General features: G+C 55.5%; 18 protein-coding genes and 1 tRNA gene. 10 read left to right on the forward strand and 9 right to left on the reverse strand.

All coding sequences use genetic code 11. The annotated features are described in order from the left end of the window. The first annotated feature begins 201 nt into the window (after positions 1-201). The 3 genes from bssS (at position 202) to ENTCL_RS23035 (ending at position 1,871) form a co-directional block, all read left to right on the forward strand. The gene (gene bssS, locus ENTCL_RS13575; RefSeq protein ID WP_013366712.1) at positions 202-456 is read left to right on the forward strand and encodes a biofilm formation regulator BssS; all 255 of its coding nucleotides are present in this window, start codon (positions 202-204) and stop codon (positions 454-456) included. A 122-nt stretch (positions 457-578) separates the two neighbouring features. Next, positions 579-1,697: an N-methyl-L-tryptophan oxidase gene (gene solA, locus ENTCL_RS13580; RefSeq protein WP_044611973.1), complete on the forward strand. Its 1,119-nt coding sequence runs from the start codon at positions 579-581 to the stop codon at positions 1,695-1,697. A 60-nt stretch (positions 1,698-1,757) separates the two neighbouring features. After that, entirely contained in the window at positions 1,758-1,871 is a 114-nt protein-coding gene (locus ENTCL_RS23035) for a DUF2770 family protein (RefSeq protein WP_013366714.1), read from the forward strand. Positions 1,872-1,885: 14 nt separating this feature from the next. On the opposite strand, the gene trhO is transcribed toward ENTCL_RS23035, so the two are convergent. Continuing rightward, complete coding sequence (gene trhO / locus ENTCL_RS13585; RefSeq protein ID WP_013366715.1) at positions 1,886-2,935, reverse strand: oxygen-dependent tRNA uridine(34) hydroxylase TrhO; 1,050 nt, start codon at positions 2,933-2,935, stop codon at positions 1,886-1,888. Between the two features lie 220 nt (positions 2,936-3,155). Between trhO and ENTCL_RS13590 the strand changes: the two genes are divergently transcribed. The 3 genes from ENTCL_RS13590 (at position 3,156) to ENTCL_RS13600 (ending at position 5,976) form a co-directional block, all read left to right on the forward strand. After that, on the forward strand, positions 3,156-4,076 hold the full coding sequence (locus ENTCL_RS13590; RefSeq protein ID WP_013366716.1) for a Kdo(2)-lipid IV(A) acyltransferase: 921 nt from the start codon (positions 3,156-3,158) through the stop codon (positions 4,074-4,076). Positions 4,077-4,229: 153 nt separating this feature from the next. Continuing rightward, complete coding sequence (mdtG, locus tag ENTCL_RS13595) at positions 4,230-5,486, forward strand: multidrug efflux MFS transporter MdtG (protein ID WP_013366717.1); 1,257 nt, start codon at positions 4,230-4,232, stop codon at positions 5,484-5,486. A gap of 115 nt (positions 5,487-5,601) precedes the next feature. Then, entirely contained in the window at positions 5,602-5,976 is a 375-nt protein-coding gene (locus tag ENTCL_RS13600; protein WP_013366718.1) for a MysB family protein, read from the forward strand. A gap of 5 nt (positions 5,977-5,981) precedes the next feature. Here ENTCL_RS13600 and ENTCL_RS13605 read toward each other — a convergent pair whose 3' ends face one another. From ENTCL_RS13605 to mdoG, 3 genes are all read right to left on the reverse strand, one after another. Then, a complete protein-coding gene (locus ENTCL_RS13605; RefSeq protein ID WP_013366719.1) occupies positions 5,982-6,209 on the reverse strand; it encodes a YceK/YidQ family lipoprotein in 228 nt (75 codons plus the stop codon). A gap of 75 nt (positions 6,210-6,284) precedes the next feature. Next, entirely contained in the window at positions 6,285-8,807 is a 2,523-nt protein-coding gene (gene mdoH / locus ENTCL_RS13610; protein WP_013366720.1) for a glucans biosynthesis glucosyltransferase MdoH, read from the reverse strand. After that, positions 8,800-10,353: a glucans biosynthesis protein MdoG gene (gene mdoG / locus ENTCL_RS13615; RefSeq protein WP_013366721.1), complete on the reverse strand. Its 1,554-nt coding sequence runs from the start codon at positions 10,351-10,353 to the stop codon at positions 8,800-8,802. Before mdoG ends, mdoH begins: the two co-directional genes overlap by 8 nt. Before the next feature lie 253 nt (positions 10,354-10,606). Here mdoG and mdoC point away from each other — a divergent pair, with 253 nt between their 5' ends. Beyond that, a complete protein-coding gene (mdoC, locus tag ENTCL_RS13620) occupies positions 10,607-11,776 on the forward strand; it encodes a glucans biosynthesis protein MdoC (protein ID WP_013366722.1) in 1,170 nt (389 codons plus the stop codon). 46 nt (positions 11,777-11,822) lie between these two features. On the opposite strand, the gene ENTCL_RS23725 is transcribed toward mdoC, so the two are convergent. After that, complete coding sequence (locus ENTCL_RS23725) at positions 11,823-12,146, reverse strand: fimbrial protein (protein WP_013366723.1); 324 nt, start codon at positions 12,144-12,146, stop codon at positions 11,823-11,825. A 939-nt stretch (positions 12,147-13,085) separates the two neighbouring features. Here ENTCL_RS23725 and csgD point away from each other — a divergent pair. After that, complete coding sequence (gene csgD, locus ENTCL_RS13630) at positions 13,086-13,736, forward strand: biofilm master transcriptional regulator CsgD (RefSeq protein WP_013366724.1); 651 nt, start codon at positions 13,086-13,088, stop codon at positions 13,734-13,736. Between the two features lie 804 nt (positions 13,737-14,540). Beyond that, positions 14,541-16,739, forward strand: coding sequence for a hypothetical protein (locus ENTCL_RS23740; RefSeq protein ID WP_013366725.1), 2,199 nt, complete (start codon positions 14,541-14,543; stop codon positions 16,737-16,739). Positions 16,740-17,488: 749 nt separating this feature from the next. On the opposite strand, the gene ENTCL_RS13640 is transcribed toward ENTCL_RS23740, so the two are convergent. From ENTCL_RS13640 to ghrA, 4 genes are all read right to left on the reverse strand, one after another. Continuing rightward, positions 17,489-17,980: a DUF1097 domain-containing protein gene (locus ENTCL_RS13640; protein ID WP_044611974.1), complete on the reverse strand. Its 492-nt coding sequence runs from the start codon at positions 17,978-17,980 to the stop codon at positions 17,489-17,491. Positions 17,981-18,081: 101 nt separating this feature from the next. Then, entirely contained in the window at positions 18,082-18,636 is a 555-nt protein-coding gene (locus ENTCL_RS13645) for a TorD/DmsD family molecular chaperone (RefSeq protein WP_013366727.1), read from the reverse strand. A 21-nt stretch (positions 18,637-18,657) separates the two neighbouring features. Continuing rightward, positions 18,658-19,395: a phosphatase gene (locus tag ENTCL_RS13650; protein ID WP_013366728.1), complete on the reverse strand. Its 738-nt coding sequence runs from the start codon at positions 19,393-19,395 to the stop codon at positions 18,658-18,660. Positions 19,396-19,482: 87 nt separating this feature from the next. After that, positions 19,483-20,421, reverse strand: coding sequence for a glyoxylate/hydroxypyruvate reductase GhrA (gene ghrA / locus ENTCL_RS13655; protein ID WP_013366729.1), 939 nt, complete (start codon positions 20,419-20,421; stop codon positions 19,483-19,485). Positions 20,422-20,689: 268 nt separating this feature from the next. On the opposite strand from ghrA, the gene ENTCL_RS13660 reads away from it, so the two are divergent. Next, positions 20,690-20,777 (forward strand) — tRNA-Ser (locus ENTCL_RS13660). Positions 20,778-20,820: the final 43 nt, after the last annotated feature.

Consider the following 20,820-nt stretch of genomic DNA (forward strand, 5'->3'; position numbering starts at 1 on the left):
ATCCATCAATGACATAGTTTAAAAATGACAAACGGTTTGCTGATTTATTGTCCAAAAGAACAATATTCTCTGAAAAAGAGGTTGCAAGGCATTTAAAAATTCGAATATGTTCTTAAGTGTTGATATAATTAACGTGCTTAACTAAAACATGCATTAAACCTCGAGAACCGTTGTCTTTTAACACGTATATAAGGGGTTATGATGGAAAAGAATAATGAAGTCATCCAGACCCACCCCCTCGTAGGATGGGACATCAGCACCGTTGATAGTTATGATGCGCTGATGCTGCGTTTGCACTACCAGAACCCCACTCAGACAAGCAACAACGAAGCCGAGATAGGTCAGACGTTATGGTTAACGACTGACGTCGCCCGCCAGTTTATTTCTATTTTAGAAGCGGGCATCGCCAAAATTGAATCTGGCGACTACCAGGAAGAAGAGTATCGCAGGCATTAAGAATAATGCTTAATATTCAACCTACCGACAGGCACCCCATGGGTGCCTTTATTATTTGCTCCTTGTCACGCCCGGATGGATTAATTACTCTGCATATCAAAGAAGAAGCGCAGAGAGATCCCATGAAATACGACCTGATTATCCTCGGCAGCGGCTCGGTCGGGGCCGCTGCCGGTTACTATGCCGCGCGCGCCGGACTGTCGGTGCTGATGACCGATGCGCATATGCCGCCACACAGCGACGGCAGCCATCACGGTGATACCCGCCTGATGCGTCACGCCTACGGTGAAGGCGAAAAATATGTGCCGCTGGTGCTGCGCGCGCAGGCGCTGTGGGATGAGCTGGCGGCCCTGAGCGGCGAAGAGATATTCGAACGCAGCGGCGTTATTAATTTCGGCCCCGCCTCTTCCGCCTTCCTCGCCAACGTAGCCCGCAGCGCCGCGCAGTTTGGCCTGGAGGTTGAAGCGCTGGACGCGCAGACCATCATGTCCCGCTGGCCGGAGATCCGCGTACCGGACGACTATCAGGGGCTGTTCGAACCCGCCTCCGGGGTCTTAAAAAGCGAACTGGCGATTAAAACCTGGATACGTCTGGCGAAAGATGCGGGCTGCGCCCAGCTCTTTAACTGTCCGGTCACCGCCATTCATCACGACGCAGACGGCGTCACGCTCGAAACGGCGGATGGCGATTATCGCGGCGCAAAGCTTGTGGTCAGCGCGGGCACCTGGGTGACAAAACTGCTGCCCGACCTGCCGGTACAGCCGGTACGTAAAGTTTTTGCCTGGTTTCAGGCCGACGGCCGCTACAGCCGCAAGAACCGTTTCCCGGCCTTTACCGGCGAAATGCCCAACGGCGACCATTATTATGGTTTCCCGGCCGACGATAACGAGCTCAAAATAGGCAAGCATAACGGTGGGCAACTCATCAGTTCCCCTCAGGAGCGCAAACCGTTCGGCGCGGTAGCAACGGATGGCTCCGAAGCGTTCAGCTTTCTGCGCTACGTGCTGCCGGGCATTGGCGGCTGCCTGCACGGCGCGTCCTGTACCTATGATAACTCGCCGGACGAGGACTTTATTATCGACACCCTGCCCGCGCACCCACAGACGCTGGTCATCACCGGGCTGAGCGGCCACGGTTTTAAGTTTGCGCCGGTGCTGGGCGAAATCGCCGTCGATTTTGCGCTTGGCAACGCGTCTGACTTTGATCTGTCTCCGTTCCGCCTGGCGCGATTTCAGGGGTAAAGGCGATAAAAAAACCCGGCGCCATTACAGGGGGCCGGGTTTCACATTAGCGAGAACGCGATGAGACGTATCTTTTTCTATTTGATCAACAATATTCGGGAACACTTCATGCTGTATCTGGCACTGTGGCTCCTGCTGGCGTTAATCGATCTTATCTACATCTTCTTCCTCTGAACCGCTTCAGGCGCTTACTCCGGATCGGGGATGCCAGGGCGGATATTCAGACGCCCGCGAGACTTATTAAAAATCTTGTTGCCGTTTTCACGCCCGGCGCGACGACGGCGCTGCTCCTCTTCCGGTAGCGCGCTCTCTTCCTGGCACGGTTCGCTGCAGCAGCCCTGATACTTCTCGGCGCAGGCCGGGCACTGAATGAACAGCAGGTGGCAGCCGTCGTTTTTGCAGTTGGTATGGGTATCGCACGGCGTACCGCACTGATGGCAGTGGGCAATCACGTCTTCGGAAATCCGCTCGCCCATCCGCTCATCAAACACAAAGTTTTTACCGATAAAGCGCACCGGCAGCCCCTGTTCACGGGCCCGGCGGGCATATTCGATAATACCGCCCTCAATATGCCAGACCTTATTAAAGCCCTTATGCTTCATCCAGGCGCTGGCTTTTTCACAGCGAATACCGCCGGTGCAGTACATGACAATCTTTTTGTCTTTGTGCGCTTCCATCATTTCGACGGCTTTCGGCAGCTGATCGCGAAACGTATCCGCCGGGATCTCCAGCGCATTTTCAAAATGCCCCACCTCGTACTCGTAGTGGTTACGCATATCGATAAACACTGCGTCAGGATCGTCCAGCATGGCGTTTACTTCCGCGGCCTTGAGATACTCGCCAACGTTGCTGGCGTCAAAGGTCGGGTCGTCAATGCCGTCCGCCACAATGCGATCGCGAACCTTCATGCGCAGCACCCAGAACGATTTACCGTCGTCGTCCAGCGCAATATTGAGGCGCAGATTGTTCAGCGCGGGATCAAAGCTGTAGAGAAACTCGCGAAACGCCCCGACGCGGCTTTGCGGTACGCTGATTTGCGCGTTGATGCCCTCATGGGCAAGATAAACGCGGCCAAATACCGCCAGCCGGGAAAACCCCTGGTACAGCGCGTCGCGGGTGGCCTTCGGATCGACGATGGTGAAATATTTATAGAATGAGATAGTCGTGCGCGGCTCGGTTTCCGCCAGCAGCTGCGCCTTCAATTGCTCATTCGAGATTCGGTTATGCAACACTGGCATGGTGTCTGATTCCTGCAATCTTTACTGAGTGGGATAAACGGGCGGCATGATATAGCAAGTGTTGCACATTTACATCCACACTTTTTGCGCTACATTTCACCCATCTAAAACAGGTAAAATCAACATTTGCTGCGAATTCAGTCACTTTTCGTGGGTGAATTTGGGCTGACGAAAAAAAAATGCGACAATAAAAGCAATTGATTGAATTGACAGGAATGAGATGACCCATTTACCAAAATTTTCTGCCGCCCTGCTGCATCCGCGTCACTGGCTGACGTGGATTGGGATCGGCGCATTATGGCTTATTGTTCAACTCCCCTATTCGGTTATCTACCGCCTCGGTACCGGGCTTGGGCGTCTGTCATTGCTGCTGATGAAGCGGCGCGCAGAAATCGCGTATCGCAACCTTGAGCTGTGCTTTCCGCAGATGAGCGCAGCGCAGCGTCATGAGATGGTGGTGAAAAACTTTGAATCCGTCGGCATGGGGCTGATGGAGACCGGCATGGCGTGGTTCTGGTCAAACCGCCGGGTCGCCCGCTGGTCGCAAACGCAGGGGATTGCGCCGGTAAAAGCGCTGCTGGAGCAACAGCAGGGGATCCTGCTTATCGGCGTGCATTTTCTCACGCTGGAGCTGGGCGCGCGCATCTTTGGCATGTCTACCCCCGGCATTGGCGTCTATCGCCCAAACGATAATCCGCTGCTGGACTGGCTGCAGACCTGGGGGCGTTTGCGCTCCAACAAAACCATGCTCGACCGTAAAGACCTGAAAGGAATGATTCGCGCGCTAAAAAGCGGCGAAATTATCTGGTATGCCCCGGACCACGACTACGGCCCGCGCAACAGCGTCTTTGTCCCCTTCTTCGCCGTCGAGCAGGCCGCCACGACCTCCGGGACCTGGATGCTGGAAAAGATGTCGAAAGCGCATGTTGTGCCTTTCGTGCCGCGCCGCAAGCCCGATGGCCAGGGGTACGATCTTATCGTGCTGCCGCCGGAAGATAACCCGCCGCTTGAGAGCGCGGAAGCCACCGCCGCGTGGATGAATAAGATTGTCGAAAAATGCATTCTGATGGCGCCGGAGCAATATATGTGGCTGCATCGCCGCTTCAAAACGTGCCCGGACGGCGTTCCCTCCCGCTACTGACGCGATAGCCCCTTTAACGAGGGGCTTTTTTTTGAAACTCAGGTTCATTATTTGATATTTCGGGCCATACGTCATTGCAGTAACCATTTCGCAGGCGCATAATTAGCAGGCTAATACCTGTTTCTTTTATGCCGAATCACTGCCCGGAACCCTATGTACTCCTCAGATGCGCCCATAAACTGGAAACGTAATCTCACGATAACCTGGATCGGCTGTTTTTTAACCGGCGCCGCATTCAGCCTGGTGATGCCCTTCCTGCCCCTGTACGTTGAAAGCCTGGGGGTAACGGGCCACAGCGCGCTCAATATGTGGTCGGGGCTGGTGTTCAGCATCACATTTTTGTTTTCCGCCATCGCGTCGCCTTTCTGGGGCGGGCTGGCGGATCGCAAAGGCCGTAAGATTATGTTGCTGCGCTCTGCGCTGGGAATGGCCATCGTCATGCTGCTGATGGGCCTGGCGCAAAACATCTGGCAGTTTCTCATTCTGCGGGCATTGCTGGGGCTGCTCGGCGGTTTTATTCCCAACGCCAACGCCCTTATCGCGACCCAGATCCCGCGTCATAAAAGCGGCTGGGCGCTGGGTACGCTCTCCACCGGCGGGGTCAGCGGCGCGCTGCTCGGTCCGCTCGTCGGCGGCGTGCTGGCCGATAGCTACGGCCTGCGCCCGGTATTCTTTATGACCGCCAGCGTACTTTTCCTCTGCTTCCTGCTGACGCTGCTGTTTATCCGCGAGCAGTTCCAGCCGGTAGCGAAAAAAGAGATGCTTCACGCCAGAGAGGTTATCGCCTCGCTGAAAAGTCCAAAGCTGGTGCTGAGCCTGTTTGTTACCACCCTGATCATTCAGGTTGCTACTGGTTCTATCGCGCCCATTTTGACGCTGTACGTGCGCGATCTGGCGGGGAACGTGGCAAATATTGCCTTTATCAGCGGCATGATTGCCTCCGTACCCGGCGTCGCCGCGCTGATCAGCGCCCCGCGTCTGGGTAAGCTTGGCGACCGTATCGGGCCGGAAAAGATCCTGATTGCGGCGCTTGTCATCTCTGTACTGCTGCTCATCCCGATGTCCTTTGTCCAGACGCCCTGGCAGCTTGGCCTGCTGCGTTTTCTGCTTGGCGCCGCCGACGGCGCCCTGCTCCCCGCCGTACAGACGCTGCTGGTGTATAACGCCACGAACCAGATAGCCGGCCGCGTCTTCAGCTATAACCAGTCGTTTCGCGATATCGGCAACGTCACGGGTCCGCTCATCGGCGCCTCGGTTTCCGCTAACTACGGTTTTCGCGCCGTGTTCCTGGTCACCGCCATGGTCGTGCTGTTCAATGCCGTCTATACCGGCCTTAGCCTGCGCCGGACCGGCGCAACGGCGCTGCCCGCCCAGGACGTTGAAAAGGACGACACCTCGCTGGTGCGCTAAGCCTTATCCGGCGGTTTCTCATTCAAGATGATGATTTTTATTCCTTCGCCCTTACAGCGCGGAATCTTCAGCTATTCTTTTCCTGAATATCACGTCCACTTGCTGGGAGAAAGAGATGACTATGTACGCCACCCTTGATGAAGCCATCGATGCAGCACGTGAAGAGTTTCTTGCCGACGCCCCGGAGCCGGAAGGTGATTCCCCCGCGGTTAATCAGCTAAACATTCAGAAGTACATTCTCCAGGACGGCGATATTATGTGGCAGGCCGAATTTTTTGCCGAAGAGGGCGAAGAGGGGGAATGCCTTCCCGTCCTCAGCGGTGAAGCCGCTCAGAGCGTCTTTGACGGTGATTTCGACGAGATCGAGCTAAGCCAGGAGTGGCTTGAAGAAAATACGCTGCATGAATGGGACGAAGGCGAGTTTCAGCTTGAGCCGCCGCTGGACAGCGAAGAAGGCCAGACCGCGGCGGATGAGTGGGATGAGCGCTAAATTCGCTATTCGTACGGCCCGTGATGCGCATCGAGCGGCAGCAGCAGGGTATCGAAGACCAGCGAGAACGGCAGATCGAGAATGGTGAGATAACGCCAGGCGGAATCCCGGACATCCCACTGCACGCCGGGGTAATACTGATTGCCATGCCCCTGCCCCGGGATGGTCCGGCTAATGACGCTGCCGCATCCGCTGAGCAGCAGCACCATCAGGCTCACCGCAAGTAATTTCACACTACACCTCAACGCGATTATCAGACGGTGAAAAAAATACCGGCCAATGACCGGTATTTTATTTTGCTGTACGGCTTACTTAACTTTCAACGCCAGCGGCGCAATTGTCGAGTAGTGGCTTACCCAGGAGGAGTATTTCTCCGGTGCCGCCCAGACGCGATAGTGCATTCGCGCCATCGTCACCGGGTCGCTCAACAGCACCAGACGGCGGTCGCGGTTAAGCTTATCCGGCGTCTCGTTCAGCGCCTGCTCCACATGGCGATCGCGGGCGATTTCCAGCACCTTGCTCTCACGGTGGCGTGCCGTTGCCATGGCGGTCGCCAGCGCGTTGAACGATGGGTTAAACACGGCGTGCATAAAGCCGTTTTCCAGCGTACGGTTACGGTTCATTTCCAGATACGCATCGGTATCCTTCAGCACCTGCGGCGGCGAATACTCTTCCGGGATCAGGAACAGTTTCCAGCGCTTGGTGCGCAGACCGATCGTCGCGCGGCTGGAGATAACCGACACAAACGGCGACAGAATCAGCGAGAACACGATAGGTGCCAGCCAGAACAGGAAGCGCAGGTCCAGCCACGCCATGCCGACCGCCCACACCAGACCTAACAGCAGCTGTGAGCCGTGACGCATAAACGCTTCGCCCCAGGGGGTTGAGTCGTCATCGCGCTGCGGCGAGTTCCAGACCACTTCCCAGCCAAGGAACGCGCTCACCACGAACACGGTGTGGAACAGCATACGCACCGGCGCCAGCAGCACGGAGAACAGCACCTCCAGCAGCAGCGATACCGTTACGCGGCAGAAGCCGCCGTACTCTTTTGACCCCTTGCACCAGACCAGAATAATGCTGAGCAGCTTCGGCAGGAACAGCAGCACCATGGTTGACGCAAACAGCGCAATCGCCAGCTCCGGTCGCCACTGCGGCCACACCGGGAACAGCTGGCGCGGCTGCAGGAAGTACTGCGGCTCGGTCAGCGCATGCACCACCTGTAGCGCCGTCGACAGCGCGAGGAACATAAACCACAGCGGCGCGGACAGGTATGACATCACCCCCGTCAGGAACACCGCGCGGTGAACCGGGTGCATCCCTTTGACCAGGAACAGACGGAAGTTCATCAGGTTGCCCTGGCACCAGCGGCGGTCACGCTTGAGCTCATCCAGCAGGTTTGGCGGCAGCTCTTCGTACGATCCCGGCAAGTCATAGGCGATCCAGACGCCCCATCCGGCACGGCGCATCAGCGCGGCTTCGACGAAGTCATGCGACAGAATAGACCCGGCAAAGTTACCTTCGCCCGGCAGCGGCGCCAGCGCGCAGTGCTCGATAAACGGCTTCACGCGGATGATGGCGTTATGGCCCCAGTAGTGCGATTCCCCAAGCTGCCAGAAATGCAGACCGGCGGTAAACAGCGGGCCGTATACGCGGGTTGCGAACTGCTGGCAGCGCGCGTACAGCGTATCCATACCGGACGCTTTCGGCGATGACTGGATGATACCGGCGTTCGGGTTAGCCTCCATCAGGCGAACGAGTCCGGTCAGGCACTCGCCGCTCATAACGGAGTCTGCGTCCAGCACCACCATATAGCTGTACTGGCTGCCCCAGCGGCGGCAGAAGTCATCAATGTTGCCGCTCTTACGCTTAACGCGGCGGCGGCGGCGGCGATAAAAAATCTGCCCTTCGCCCTGCACTTCCGCGATAAGGTCCATCCAGGCCTTTTGCTCCTGGACGCAAATATCGGGGTTGTAGCTGTCGCTCAGGATATACACGTCAAAGTGCTGCTGCTGCCCGGTCGCCTTCACCGACTCCCACGTCGCGCGCAGACCGGCGAAAACGCGATCCACGTCTTCGTTACAGATAGGCATGATAAGCGCGGTACGGTGCTCAGGGTTGAGCGGTTCATCACCCACCGTCGAGGCCGAAATACTGTATTTGTCCCGGCCAATCAGCAACTGCAGGAAGCCCATCAGCGCGGTCCAGAACCCGGCGGAAACCCAGCAGAAAAGCACGGCAAACAGGATTAATATCCCGGTCTGCAGCACGTACGGCAGCAGCTGCATGAACGACACCCACAGCGCCTGCCCTTTCATGTCCATTGGGTTGATAAGCGCCCAGCCCTGATACGGAAGAATGGTCTTCATATACCAGGTGGCGACAACGGTTTGCGCCAGCGTCAGCAGCAGCAGAATGTAGCGACGAATGGTGCCGACGGTACGCCACTTCTGCTCATGCTCGCGCTCTTCCTGTGTCAGACGCGCCAGGTAGCGCGGCGTAACGTCACGGCCCAGCATGCGGTCCCAGAAGCGTCCGATAGGGTTGGTGCGCCAGGGGTCCGGAAACATCGAGGAGCGCTTCGCCTTCGGCATCGCCTCAAGCTGGGTGCGCCCTTCGTCATCGCGAACCAGCTGTCCGTCCGCCAGAGAATCCGGCCACGCCTGCTCAAGACGCGCTTTTACCGAACCGAGCGGCGAATCATCTTCGCGCGCGAACGGCTGATGGTCGGTATCCAGCGCCTGATGCAGAGCGCAAAAGTCCGTTGTCGGCAATGCCGCCTTCTCCGCAGCGGAGAGCGGCATTGCGTCGATATACTCAGTTGTCTTATTCATTGGCAGGTAGCTGATAGCTCCAGGTTTCACTCAGCGTCTGGTCAGCGTTGACCAGCGCGGCCCGCATCTCAGTCGTCTTCTTCGGATCTTTCACTTTTACGCGCAGCGTCATGCGCCAGCCTTTGGTTATCGGGTTATAGCGCACGCTGTTGGCAACGATTTCACCATTGTCGCCGATGCTCGCCTGCGCCGTTACCGGAGTATCCTGCGGCATTTTCTTCATGTCCGCGCCGGTGAAATCAACGATAAAGGCAATCGTGCCGTCAGGCTGACGAATCAGGTTGGACTGTTTAACATCGCCGGTAGAGCGGCGAGTCTGCATGACATACGCGTTGTCCGGCGCATGCAGCTTATCTTCGTCGCGGCTGAAGGTGATGGTGTACTTGAAGTTCATCTCTTTACCGGCATCCGGCAGCTGATCCGGCGTCCAGTAAGCGACGATGTTGTCGTTGGTCTCATCGTTGGTCGGAATTTCCACCAGTTCGACTTTGCCTTTGCCCCAGTCGCCTTTTGGCGTGACCCACGCGCTTGGACGCTGGTCGTAGCGGTCGTCCAGATCTTCAAAGCGGGAGAACTGACGGCCGCGCTGCAGCAGGCCAAACCCCTGCGGGTTTTCCATCGCATAGCTGCTCACCGCCAGATGTTTCGGGTTGTTCAGCGGACGCCAGATCCACTCGCCGTTGCCCGCGAGGATAGACAAACCGTTAGAGTCATGGAGCTCAGGACGGTAGTTGACGGTCGGGGAAGGCTGGTTAGGCCCGAAGAGGAACATGCTGGTCAGCGGCGCAACGCCCAGTTTGCCGACTTTATCGCGAAGATAAACTTTCGACTGCACGTCAACGACCGTGTCGCGGCCCGGCATAATGACAAAGCGGTAGGCGCCGGTCGCGCGCGGCGAATCCAGCAACGCATAGATAGTCAGGCGCTTATCGGTCGGTTTTGGACGCTCAACCCAAAACTCGCGGAAACGCGGGAATTCTTCCCCGGAAGGCAGCGCCGTATCGATGGCAAGACCGCGCGCGGACAGACCGTAAGTCTGGCCCTGGCCAATTACGCGGAAGTAGCTGGCTCCGAGCATGCTGACGATTTCATCGTTTTTGTCTTTGCTGTTGATCGGATAGAGCACTTTGAAACCCGCGAAGCCCAGATCCTTCACCGTATCTTTATCGTGCTGAACATCGCCGAAGTTGAAGTAATCCGGGCTGTACTTGATTTTGTGAACGGACGTTGCGGTTACCTCATTAATGGTCACCGGCGAGTCGAAATACATGCCCTGATGGTAAAATTCGAGCTTAAATGGGGTCTTAGTGTTGTTCCAGTAGGCTTTATCGTGATTGAACTGGATTTGCTGGTAGTCCGCGTATTTCATGTCACGGAAAACGGAAGGCAGGTTGCTTTTCGGCGCTTCATAGCCCTTTCCGGCAAGAGATTGAGCCTGCTTCGCTACATCATCAATATTGAATGCCCATGCAGATGAAGTACACAGGGACAACATTACGGCTGCGCCTAACCAACGCAGTTTCATCATCTGTGGTTTATGTTTCATAATAAGTAAGCACTTCCCCCTTTGTGTGCTTAAATCGATCCGATCCATTTTACTGGAAACTCAAGCAATCCGACAACATAATCCCTGTTTTGTTCGGCCTGGTGGCTTAGGGATTAAACAACCGTCTACCTGCGCTTGCACTTTGCGTGCTTATCCTGGAGACAGGTTTACGTACTTGGTGTAGGGTTGCTGCGAATATACCCCTTTATCGCCCCGTGCGATAAGACGATTTATCCGAGAATTCATTGATTTTATGAATAAAGTACCCGCACAACGTGAATACTTTCTCGACTCCATCCGCGCATGGCTGATGCTGCTCGGGATCCCGTTCCACATATCGCTGATCTACTCCAGCCATACGTGGCACGTGAATAGCGCCGAACCGTCGTGGTGGCTCACGGTGTTTAATGACTTTATCCACTCGTTCCGCATGCAGGTTTTTTTTGTCATTTCCGGCTATTTTTCCTACATGCTGTATCTGCGATACCCGATGAAAAAGTGGTGGCAGGTGCGCGTCGAGCGCGTCGGCATCCCGATGCTGACTGCGATCCCTCTTCTCACCCTGCCGCAGTTCATTATGCTGCAGTATGTGAACGGCAAGGCCGGCGTCTGGAGCGATCTTTCGCGGTATGACAAATACAATACGCTGGCGTGGGAGCTGGTCTCGCATCTCTGGTTCCTGCTGGTGCTGGTGGTGTTAACCACGCTGGGCCTTGCCATGTTCAGATGGATTAAGCAGCGTCAACAGGCCTCAATTACGGCGTTTTTCGACAACATTACCCTCGGCAAGCTGACGCTTGTGTTTTTGGGATTGGGCGTTTTTTATGCCGCGATGCGCCGTACGCTGTTTATCTTTTTCCCGCACACGCTAAGCGACGGGCTGTTTAACTTTGTCGTGATGCAGACCCTTTTCTACCTGCCCTTCTTTATCCTTGGCGCGCAGACGTTCGTGAATGCCCGGCTGAAAACGCTGTTCATCACCCCTTCGCCCTGGTCCATGGCTGGGGCGTTGCTCGGTTTCATTGCCTATCGGGTAAACCAGCACTTTGGCTCCGGCGATGCCTGGATGTATGAAACAGAGTATGTCATCACCATGGTGCTTGGACTGCTGATGGTGAATGTCGTCTTTTCACTGGGGTACCGCCTGCTTAACTTCCAGTCGGCGCGCGTGACCTATTTTGTTAATGCTTCGCTGTTTATTTACCTCGTCCATCATCCGCTGACGCTGCTGTATGGCGCCTGGATAGCGCCGGCGATCGGCTCAGATACGCTGGGCTTTATTACCGGACTGGTGTTTGTCATCGGGAGTGCCGTTATCTTGTACGAACTGCACCTGCGCATTCCCCTGCTTCGCTTCTTGTTCTCAGGAAAACCGCAGCCGCGCCATACCGAGGCGCACGCTTCAGCGTCAAAACCGGCCTAAAATCTGCCGGGCGGCAGCGCCCGGCAGGATCCGCACATTCAGTACGCTATTTGTAATCGACGATCACGGTCGCCAGGGTATGCTGGGGGTTCAGGTAATGCATGCTGATACTGGCGATGTTGTTGCTCATCGCCGTCCCCGCCTCCGCCTGCTGATAAGAAATAGCCGTGGTGCTTACCTTCCCGTTTCGCATACATCGCAGTGAAACGGCCTGTGAACTGGTCGCGATATCGCAGGGATCCTCAACAATCTGGCCAACAAAATGAATGACGCCGCCCTGAGCCGGTGGCGAGGATGCCTGCACGCCAGCAGAAAACAACGCGGAGGAGAGACAAACAAAAGGGAATACAAACTTAACCAATGTTTTCATCGCGTAGCTCTTTGTATTCACATCATCCGTGAAGAGTAAGGGATGTACGCTGCCCCGCAGACGCACGCGCTTTCATCACGACACTGTCGAAACCACACTGTTAAAAATAATAATGAAGGGGCATTCCCGCCACTGTGTCCCCTCAGTGAGCCATAGCGTCGTTCTCACAGTACGTCCGCTGATTAAAGCGCAACATGCGATATTCAATGGGTTGAAAAACGGTGAAAAAGCGGTCTTTACGGCAGGATGATGCTGCTGAGAGGACGTCTGGCGCATCCTGCCTTTCCGCATAAATGAGTGTGCACCAGAGAAACGCGCGGGACTGGCTCACCGGCGGTATCGCCACATACGGTTCCGCTCCCGCAGCGCGGCGGATGAACAAGAAAATATCATTAATATAAGAATATAGATTTGCATATGATTTCGTTATCTTTTCCGCCTGAAAATACCGGTAAACGAAACAGCAGAACCCACCGAATTTAACTCCCAGGCGTCTCCAATACACTTTCCATACCACTTCCCGCGGAATTGAATAAAAATAATATTTAACGCCGATAACGCTTATCAAAAAATAAATGATGAACAATGGTGATTTAAAGTTAAGTCGCGGGTCTTATTGCAATTTTGCATCTAATACTTTTTCAGTATTTTTAAAATAACCTTAAAATACAATATATTACAATAAAAAATAAATTTAGTATGACAAATATTTTTTTATCTGATTTTTAGCGTAAAAATAAAAAGACATTTAATTTTACATTTAGTTACATAATACAGCCTTGTTTAGTCAATTATTATTATCTAGATTTTAAATTAATTCTCTCGAATGATTTTTTGTATTGCTTATTTCCTTGTGCAACTTGTACAAGCCTGAACACTGGCACTTAACTCAATGCTTTAATTATATAAAAATGACTATCACAGCATCTGGAGTGAATCATGAGAACGGATAAAACCCCATCAGTTCTTAGGTCATTGTTATTAATTACAAGACCTTCCTTACAATCAACGCTGTTGCTGCAGGCGCTTAAAAAACGTTTTTACAACGACGTCACCCTGGAGCACTGCGATGTCGTTGATAGCGAGATCGTTGACGACGGTGACCTGCTGCTGTTCGATATGCAGTCTATTGACAGCCAGGCCATGCATCAGTGGTGCTTCGCCCTGCAAAACTGCCCAAAGCAGTTCAAAGTGCTGCTCTTCAACACGCCTCAGCACTACCACAACCGCGACATTGTCGAATGGCCGATGATTAGCGGCGTTTTCCACACTGAAACGGATGAAGAGCATTTGATAGACGGTATCAAAAACGTCTGCCGGGGAGAGAAGTGCTTCCCTAAAGTCATCAATGACTACATCGTTCAGCAGCTTAATCTTTCTCATCCGCAATGGAATGAGTGCGTTGAACTTACGCGTCGGGAAAAAGAGATCCTCTGCAAGCTTCGTCAGGGGGCTTCAAATATTGAAATCGCTCATTTGCTTTTTATCAGTGAAAACACGGTGAAAACGCATATCTATAATTTGTTTAAGAAGCTTTCAGTCAAAAACAGGACGCAGGCAGTTTTTTGGGCCAACAGAAATCTGCGCTGACGGAACGGAAAGCAGAAACACGTTTACTTTTGTTCTCTCCAGGATATATACAGCTAAGCGATAGTCAGTGAGTATGCAGTGGCTGCACTCAACGATATCATTGCGCCTGACTGTTGGCTCGCATAAGTGACGTCTTTTTTGTCGCAGTGCGAATTTGAAAATATAATACATACAGCAATTATTCCCTGGCACGCCAAAATTGATAGCCGTGATATAATAATGACCATGACTAATCAACGGACGATCTACCACAAATCACAGCGGCAAACGGCGCCGGGGGATACTTAAAATACAGACTAACCTCCCCCACCTCTGATATGTCGCATTTTTATATCTCATATCGCGACAGCAAGACGGCCACCGCTCTGGTGGTCGTCTTTTTTCTTCGATAAAGACATCTCCAGCCTATTGTCAGGGCTACAAAGACTGACGTCGAAAAAGAATTGTTGATAGCAACATGATCCCCGAATGGAAAGTCGTTTGTGGCTGTACCGCTCGTGGGATGAATTAAGCAGGGAGATGACTTGAACGGTTCGCCGATCTCAATAAACCTGATTAGCGACCATTAAAAAGGGTCCATGGTAGCACCATGAACCCTTTATTTTACGCTATACCGTCAGTCCACTAGCGGAATGCGCACCCTTTGTCAGTAGGCTGGCACTGGTTACCCAGTTGGTTATTGCCGTTACTACCGTTATTGTTGGCCAGGAACCCGCCAGCACCGCCAGTGGTTCCACCTGTGCTACCTGAACCGGAGCCTCCGTTGCCGCCGCCGCTGACGTTAGCCCCGACGCCGCCGTTGCTGTGGCCACCGCTGCCGCCGCCGTTGCCACCGTTGCCGCCACCACCGCCGTTGCCGCCGTTGCCGCCGCCGTTGCCACCGCTGCCGCCGTTGCCACCGTTGCCGCCATTACCACCGTTGCCGCCATTGCCGCCGCCGTTACCGCCGCCGTGATGACCGCCGCCGTGATGACCGTGATCCCCGTCACCACCCTGACCGCCGCCGTGATGGCCGCCGCCATGATGATCGTGGTCACCGCCGCCGTTACCGCCACCGTGGTCGCCGCCGCCGTTGCCGTTACCGCCGCCATTATTGCCGCCGCCATTGCCGCCGCCGTGATGGCCGTGGTTTCCGCCGCCGTTACCACCACCGTGGTCACCGCCGCCGTTGCCGTTACCGCCGCCATTATTGCCGCCGCCATTGCCGCCGCCGTGATGGCCGTGGTTTCCGCCGCCGTTACCACCACCGTGGTCACCGCCGCCGTTGCCGTTACCGCCGCCATTATTGCCGCCGCCATTGCCGCCGCCGTGATGACCGTGGTTTCCGCCGCCGTTACCACCACCGTGGTCACCGCCGCCGTTGCCGTTGCCGCCGCCATGGTTACCGCCGCCGTGATGTCCGCCGCCGTGGTGTCCACCACCGTTGCCGCCACCGTTACCGCCGTTACCGGCATTGCCGCCGTTACCGCCGTTGTGACCGCCATTACCGCCATTGCCAGCATTACCGCCGTTGCCGCCGTTGTGACCGCCATTGCCGCCACCGCCGCCGTTACCGCCGTTGCCGCCATTTCCATTGCCGCCATTGCCGCCGTTGCCAGCATTACCGCCGTTTCCGCCGTTTCCGCTGCCGCCGTTGCCACCATGGCCGCCGCTACCACCATTTCCGCCGTTATGGCCACCGTTGCCAGCACCGCCGCCGTTACCGCCATTACCGCCGTTGTGGCCGCCATTACCACCGCTGCCGCCACTACCGCCGTTGCCGCCGTTGCCGGAATTACCGTTGCCACCATGGCCGCCGCTACCACCGTTACCGCCGTTACCGGAGTTACCGTTACCGCCATGGCCTCCGCTACCGCCGTTGCCGCCGTTATGGCCGCCATTACCGCCGTTACCGGCATTACCACCATTTCCGCCGTTATGGCCGCCATTACCACCGCTGCCGCCACTACCGCCGTTACCACCGTTACCGCTGCTGCCGCCGCTTCCGCCGCCGCCGCCGCTGCCGCCATTACCACCGTCATGACCGCCGCTGCCACCGCTACCGCCGCTGCCGCCATTACCACCGTTACCGCTTCCGCTGCCGCTACCGCCGCTGCCGCCGCTACCGCCATTTCCGCCGTTGCCGCTGCTGCCGCCATTGCCGCCGCTTCCGCCGCCGCCGCCGCCGCCACCGCCGTGGTTACCGCTACCGCCGCTGCCGCCATTTCCGCCGCCGCCGCCGTTGCCGCCGTTGCCGCTGCCACTACCGTTACCGCCGTGACCGCCGCTACCGCCGCTACCACCGCCGCTGCCGCCGTTTCCGCCGCCGCCGCCGTTGCCGCCGCTACCGCCGCCGCTGCCGCCATTTCCGCCGCCGCCGCCGCTACCACCGCTGCCGCCACCGCTGCCGCCACTACCGCCGCCGCCGCCGTTGCCGCCGTTGCCGCCGCCACTACCGCCGCCGCCGCCATTACCGCCACTGCCGCCGCTACCGCCGCCGCTACCGCCGCTGCCGCCGCTGCCGCCGTTGCCTCCATCACCGCCGCCGTGGCTGCCGCTACCGCTGCCGCCGCTGCCGCCATTACCGCCGCTGCCGCCGCTACCGCCGCCGCTGCCGCCGTTACCACCACTGCCGCCGCTGCCGCCGTTACCTCCGCTGCCGCCGCTGCCGCCGTTACCTCCGCTGCCGCCGCTACCGCCGTTACCTCCGCTGCCGCCGCTGCCGCCGCTGCCGCCGTTACCTCCGCTGCCGCCGCTACCGCCGTTGCCGCCGCCGCTGTTACCATGATCGCTGCCGCCCTGACCCTGACCCTGGCCCTGACTACCATGATTGCTACCGTTGCCTCCGCCCTGACCATTTCCGCCTCCACTGCCCCCGCCCGCGGCATAAGCGCCAGCGGCGGAGTACAGGAAGGCCAGAGCGATAATGATGGCAAGTTTTTTCATTTTCATAATGAATTCTCGCTTAATATTATTTATTGCTGCGTTGTTGATGTGAAAAATGAACCTTGCTTGACATATTGACCAACAAACTTATAGCGATGACTTGCGCGCGTGGCGCGCGAAGAAATAATAAACAGACAAGAACACTTATAAACACTTCAAAAAATAATGCGTTAGAGCTTATTATTTTTTTGAATGGCACCGTTAATATTCAGGAGGGTAGTTATAAAACAATTAAACGTAACCCACCCCGTTCAGAAAATGAAAGAGAAACATCTTGCATCTCAATTAACAACGATAACAAGTGGCATGATAACCAAATACCGCAAAAAGGGCATGAGCACTCAGAAATCGATCTCATGACAGATCCGAGGTTCAAAAATCGTTATCGTTTAACGTATTCAGTCATACTGACATCCCATATGAATATTAAACGGACTGTTTGTAATCAAACCAGGGCCTCCAATGTTGTAAACATGTTGATAGAATATTCCTCGATTGTTTCAAGGAACTCATACAAAAATTGGATTTATCCTAACTATTAATTAGAAAGTATTAATTTATGTGGGGATCATGAGATGAGGAAAATATCAATCACGTTGATTTCGAATGACATTTATTGAAGGAGTAAATTCACTCCGACGACGAGGCTGTCGCTATATTGAAAAAATGAGGGGGTAAACTACTATAAGATTACTCGCAAAATGAGAGACCGATACGGCTGCATCCGTAGGGGATAAACACAACGGCCGTTACGCGGTATATTGGCTATTGTTATCTGATATCAGAAAAAGCAAATATCCTCACAGCATTCCGGCCGTTTTCTTCACTCACCGATCGATTGCTTCCTCTACAGCCTGGCGCTGTCTGACGCATTTGCGATTCGCCAGCCACAGACCGCTATTTTTCATGGCATAACCAAACACCAGCCCCAGCGCCAGTGAAGGGATGACGATTTTCCAGTCCCCCTGTCCGGCAAATGTCGCACATGCCCCAATAAACGTCCCCGGAACAAAAGAGAGCAACAGCTGCTTTGCCTGCACGCACATCAGGAAGGCAACGATACCGGTCATCACATAGCCTAGGATCTCGAGGTGCGGCGCCAGCGCGCTGCCATGGATAATAATCAGCGCCCATACGACACCGCTCATCACGGTGCTGGAAGCGATCGCCAGCCCCTTTAACCCACCCTGCGGACAGGCAAAATAGGCCGTGCAGCCCAGAAAACCCGCCCAGCTGAGCAGACCAAGAGAAACAGCGACCCATCCCCAAATACCGGAGAGGATACCTGTCGTTAATGCGAGAGAGAGAAGTATGTTCATGGCGCACATCATAGCAGATGCGCGCCACTCAAATGAGATCTAAAGCACAGTATATGTAATGCAATAACTATAGTTGCATAAATTTAGTGATTAAAATCACATTATTCATCCAATTCTTCCTGCAACTCTTCCCACATCGCCGCAATCGCATCCCGCGTCAGGGAAGCCATTGTGCGCCAGAACGGTGTTGTCGCATGCGCTTCAACCTTGCCTAAAAAGGTGTCGCACCAGGGCAATAAATAATCCGCGAACAGCGTCTCCAGCGCTTCAGTTTCATCTTCAGCCGCGTTGTCTTCAAGCCATGAGGCGGCCAGCAGCAGCGTACCGATATGATCGGCTGGCGCATCGCTCAGCGGCATCCCGCGGGAGGAGAGGAAACTGCGCACCTCGGACTCAGTAGCGCCTTCAACCCACGCGCTGCGATATGGCGCCACGCGGCACTCCGCGCCCACAAACAGCGCATTGTAATCTGCGGCAAGCAGCGGTACGTCGCAGTTCTTTTGCAGACGCCCCAGCAGCTCGTCCTGCTCCAGCGGCCAGCTCGCCGCCAGCTTTCCTTCCCGGATCAGCGTCAGCAGCGGAACCAGCAGAGGATCCTGAGGCTGACGATAGTACAGCGAGCCCAGCACGCGGCAGAGGATTGAAAACTCGTTCATTCAGTTATTCCATTCAGACAATTAAAGTTGAGCAAATTCCGCAATGGGCTTCATGCCACGCGATTCGAGAAAATTCAGCAAACGACGCGGCGTGACGTTGAGGATCCGCTCCTCAGGAAAATCCACCGCGTCCAGGATCCTGCGGCATTCGGCAAACTCTCCCAGCGTGAACGCCGTATGGGAATCAGAACCCAGCGCCACCCATCCTCCCGCATCGCGTACCGCGGCGGCGATCGCCCGGCAATTATCATCGCTACCTATCCGCGACGAGAGAAATGAGGAGTTATTGATCTCCAGCGCCACCTGATACTTTGCTGCCGCTTCGGCGATTGCCGGAATATCAACCGGGAACTTCGGATTTCCTGGGTGGCTGATAATATGCACCTTGCCGCTGGCCATCGTCGCTATCATGGCCTCCGTATGGGTGGCCTTATCCTGCGGAGGAAATACCGGCTCATGGAAGCCTGCAATGATCAGATCGAGCGAGGTCAGCATCGGTCCGGTGCAGTCAATCTCGCCCTGCGTATTTTTGATATTGGCTTCGATCCCGCGCAGGATCCCGATGCCGTCCACCATTCGCGGCCAAATTCGCATATTAATGAAATGCCAGTGGTGCGGCGCATCTGCCATATCGGGCCCGTGATCGGTAATGGCAAAAAGCTTGATGCCCTTACGCTTAGCCTCAGCAATATAGTCGTGGAGGGTGCTATAGGCATGCGTACTGGCGACAGTGTGCATGTGCAGGTCAACGGGATACATCAGATTCTCCTCTCTCATATTTGCCAAGCATAGCAGGATTGCACCGCCAGTTTAACGAAAACCCGGACAATGCCGGGTTTCCTGCCGTCAGTAACCACGCTGCCGGTCGACCTGCCCGCCCGGCATTTCGCCGCGCTCAAGCTGACCTATCGTTTCTGCTATATAGCGAATCGCTTCCCTGGGCCGCGTTACTGCCGCAATATGCGGCGTCATCGCGACGCGGGGATGGCGCCACAATGGGCTCTCCGCCGGTAAAGGCTCGCGGCTGAATACGTCCAGCATTGCGCCTTTCACCTTACCGCTGTCCAGCGCCTGCAGCAGGTCGCTTTCAATAACATGCACACCGCGAGCAAGGTTCAGCACATAGCTGTCGTTTTGCAGCTTCATCAACAGCGTATGATTAATAATGCCGGCGGTCTCTGCCGTGTTTGGCAGCAGGTTAATCAACACCCGCGTTTCGCGCAGGAATTCGCCGAGTTCGGCTTCGCCCGCGAAGCTTTGCACGTCAGGCCACGCCTTGCAGCTGCGGCTCCAGACGCGCACCGGGAACCCCCAGGCCAGCAGGCTCTCTGCAACCTTGCTGCCCAGCACCCCGGCCCCCATGATGCCAATGGTGAAGTTCTCGCGGTGATATTCCGGCAACGGCTGCCAGCGGGATTCGCTTTTCAGGAGCTGGTAGTCGTCAAAACGGCGGAACCAGTGCAGCACCTGGCTTACCGCATACTCCTGCATCTGCTGCCCCATTCCCGTATCCTCAAGGCGAAACAGCGGAACGGAGAGCGGTAGCATCTCCGGATGCGCTTTCAGTTTGCTGAGAATAGAATCCACCCCGGCCCCCAGGGCGAATACGGCTTTCAGTGCGCGCCCCTGTAGCATCTCGACGGGGGGATGCCAGACCAGCGCATAGTCCGCATGTTCATTGTCGCCCCGCTTCCATTCACGGACGCGGGCGCCAGGGATTTGTTTCTCCAGTGCGGAAACCCAGTACGCTGCATCAAACGTCGGGTGGTAAAAGATGATGTCCATTGTTGCTCCTTTTAAGCCGCGCATTGTCGTTATCTGTTTGTCTGCGCAACGATTTAGCGATTGTTTCTTCTCAGGCAATGAGGATAACAAATTTCTGTGACAGATCCTTGCCTGATGCCCTGGCGATAAATAAGTCGAATAATGGCTAATACGAAATCAACCTGGCTGAAGTTTGTCTAAATGCGCGATTTTTTCAAAAAGTTGATTGACGACAGAAACGCTTTTCCCTACATTAGCGCCCGTCCCAGCAGCGCTGGGAAGACAATATGGTGAGGTGTCCGAGTGGCTGAAGGAGCACGCCTGGAAAGTGTGTATACGGCAACGTATCGGGGGTTCGAATCCCCCCCTCACCGCCATATTTGAAGAAGAGCTCGTACGCAAGTACGAGCTTTTTTTTTT

It is taken from the genome of [Enterobacter] lignolyticus SCF1 (assembly GCF_000164865.1).
Classification (GTDB): Bacteria; Pseudomonadota; Gammaproteobacteria; order Enterobacterales; family Enterobacteriaceae; genus Enterobacter_B; species Enterobacter_B lignolyticus.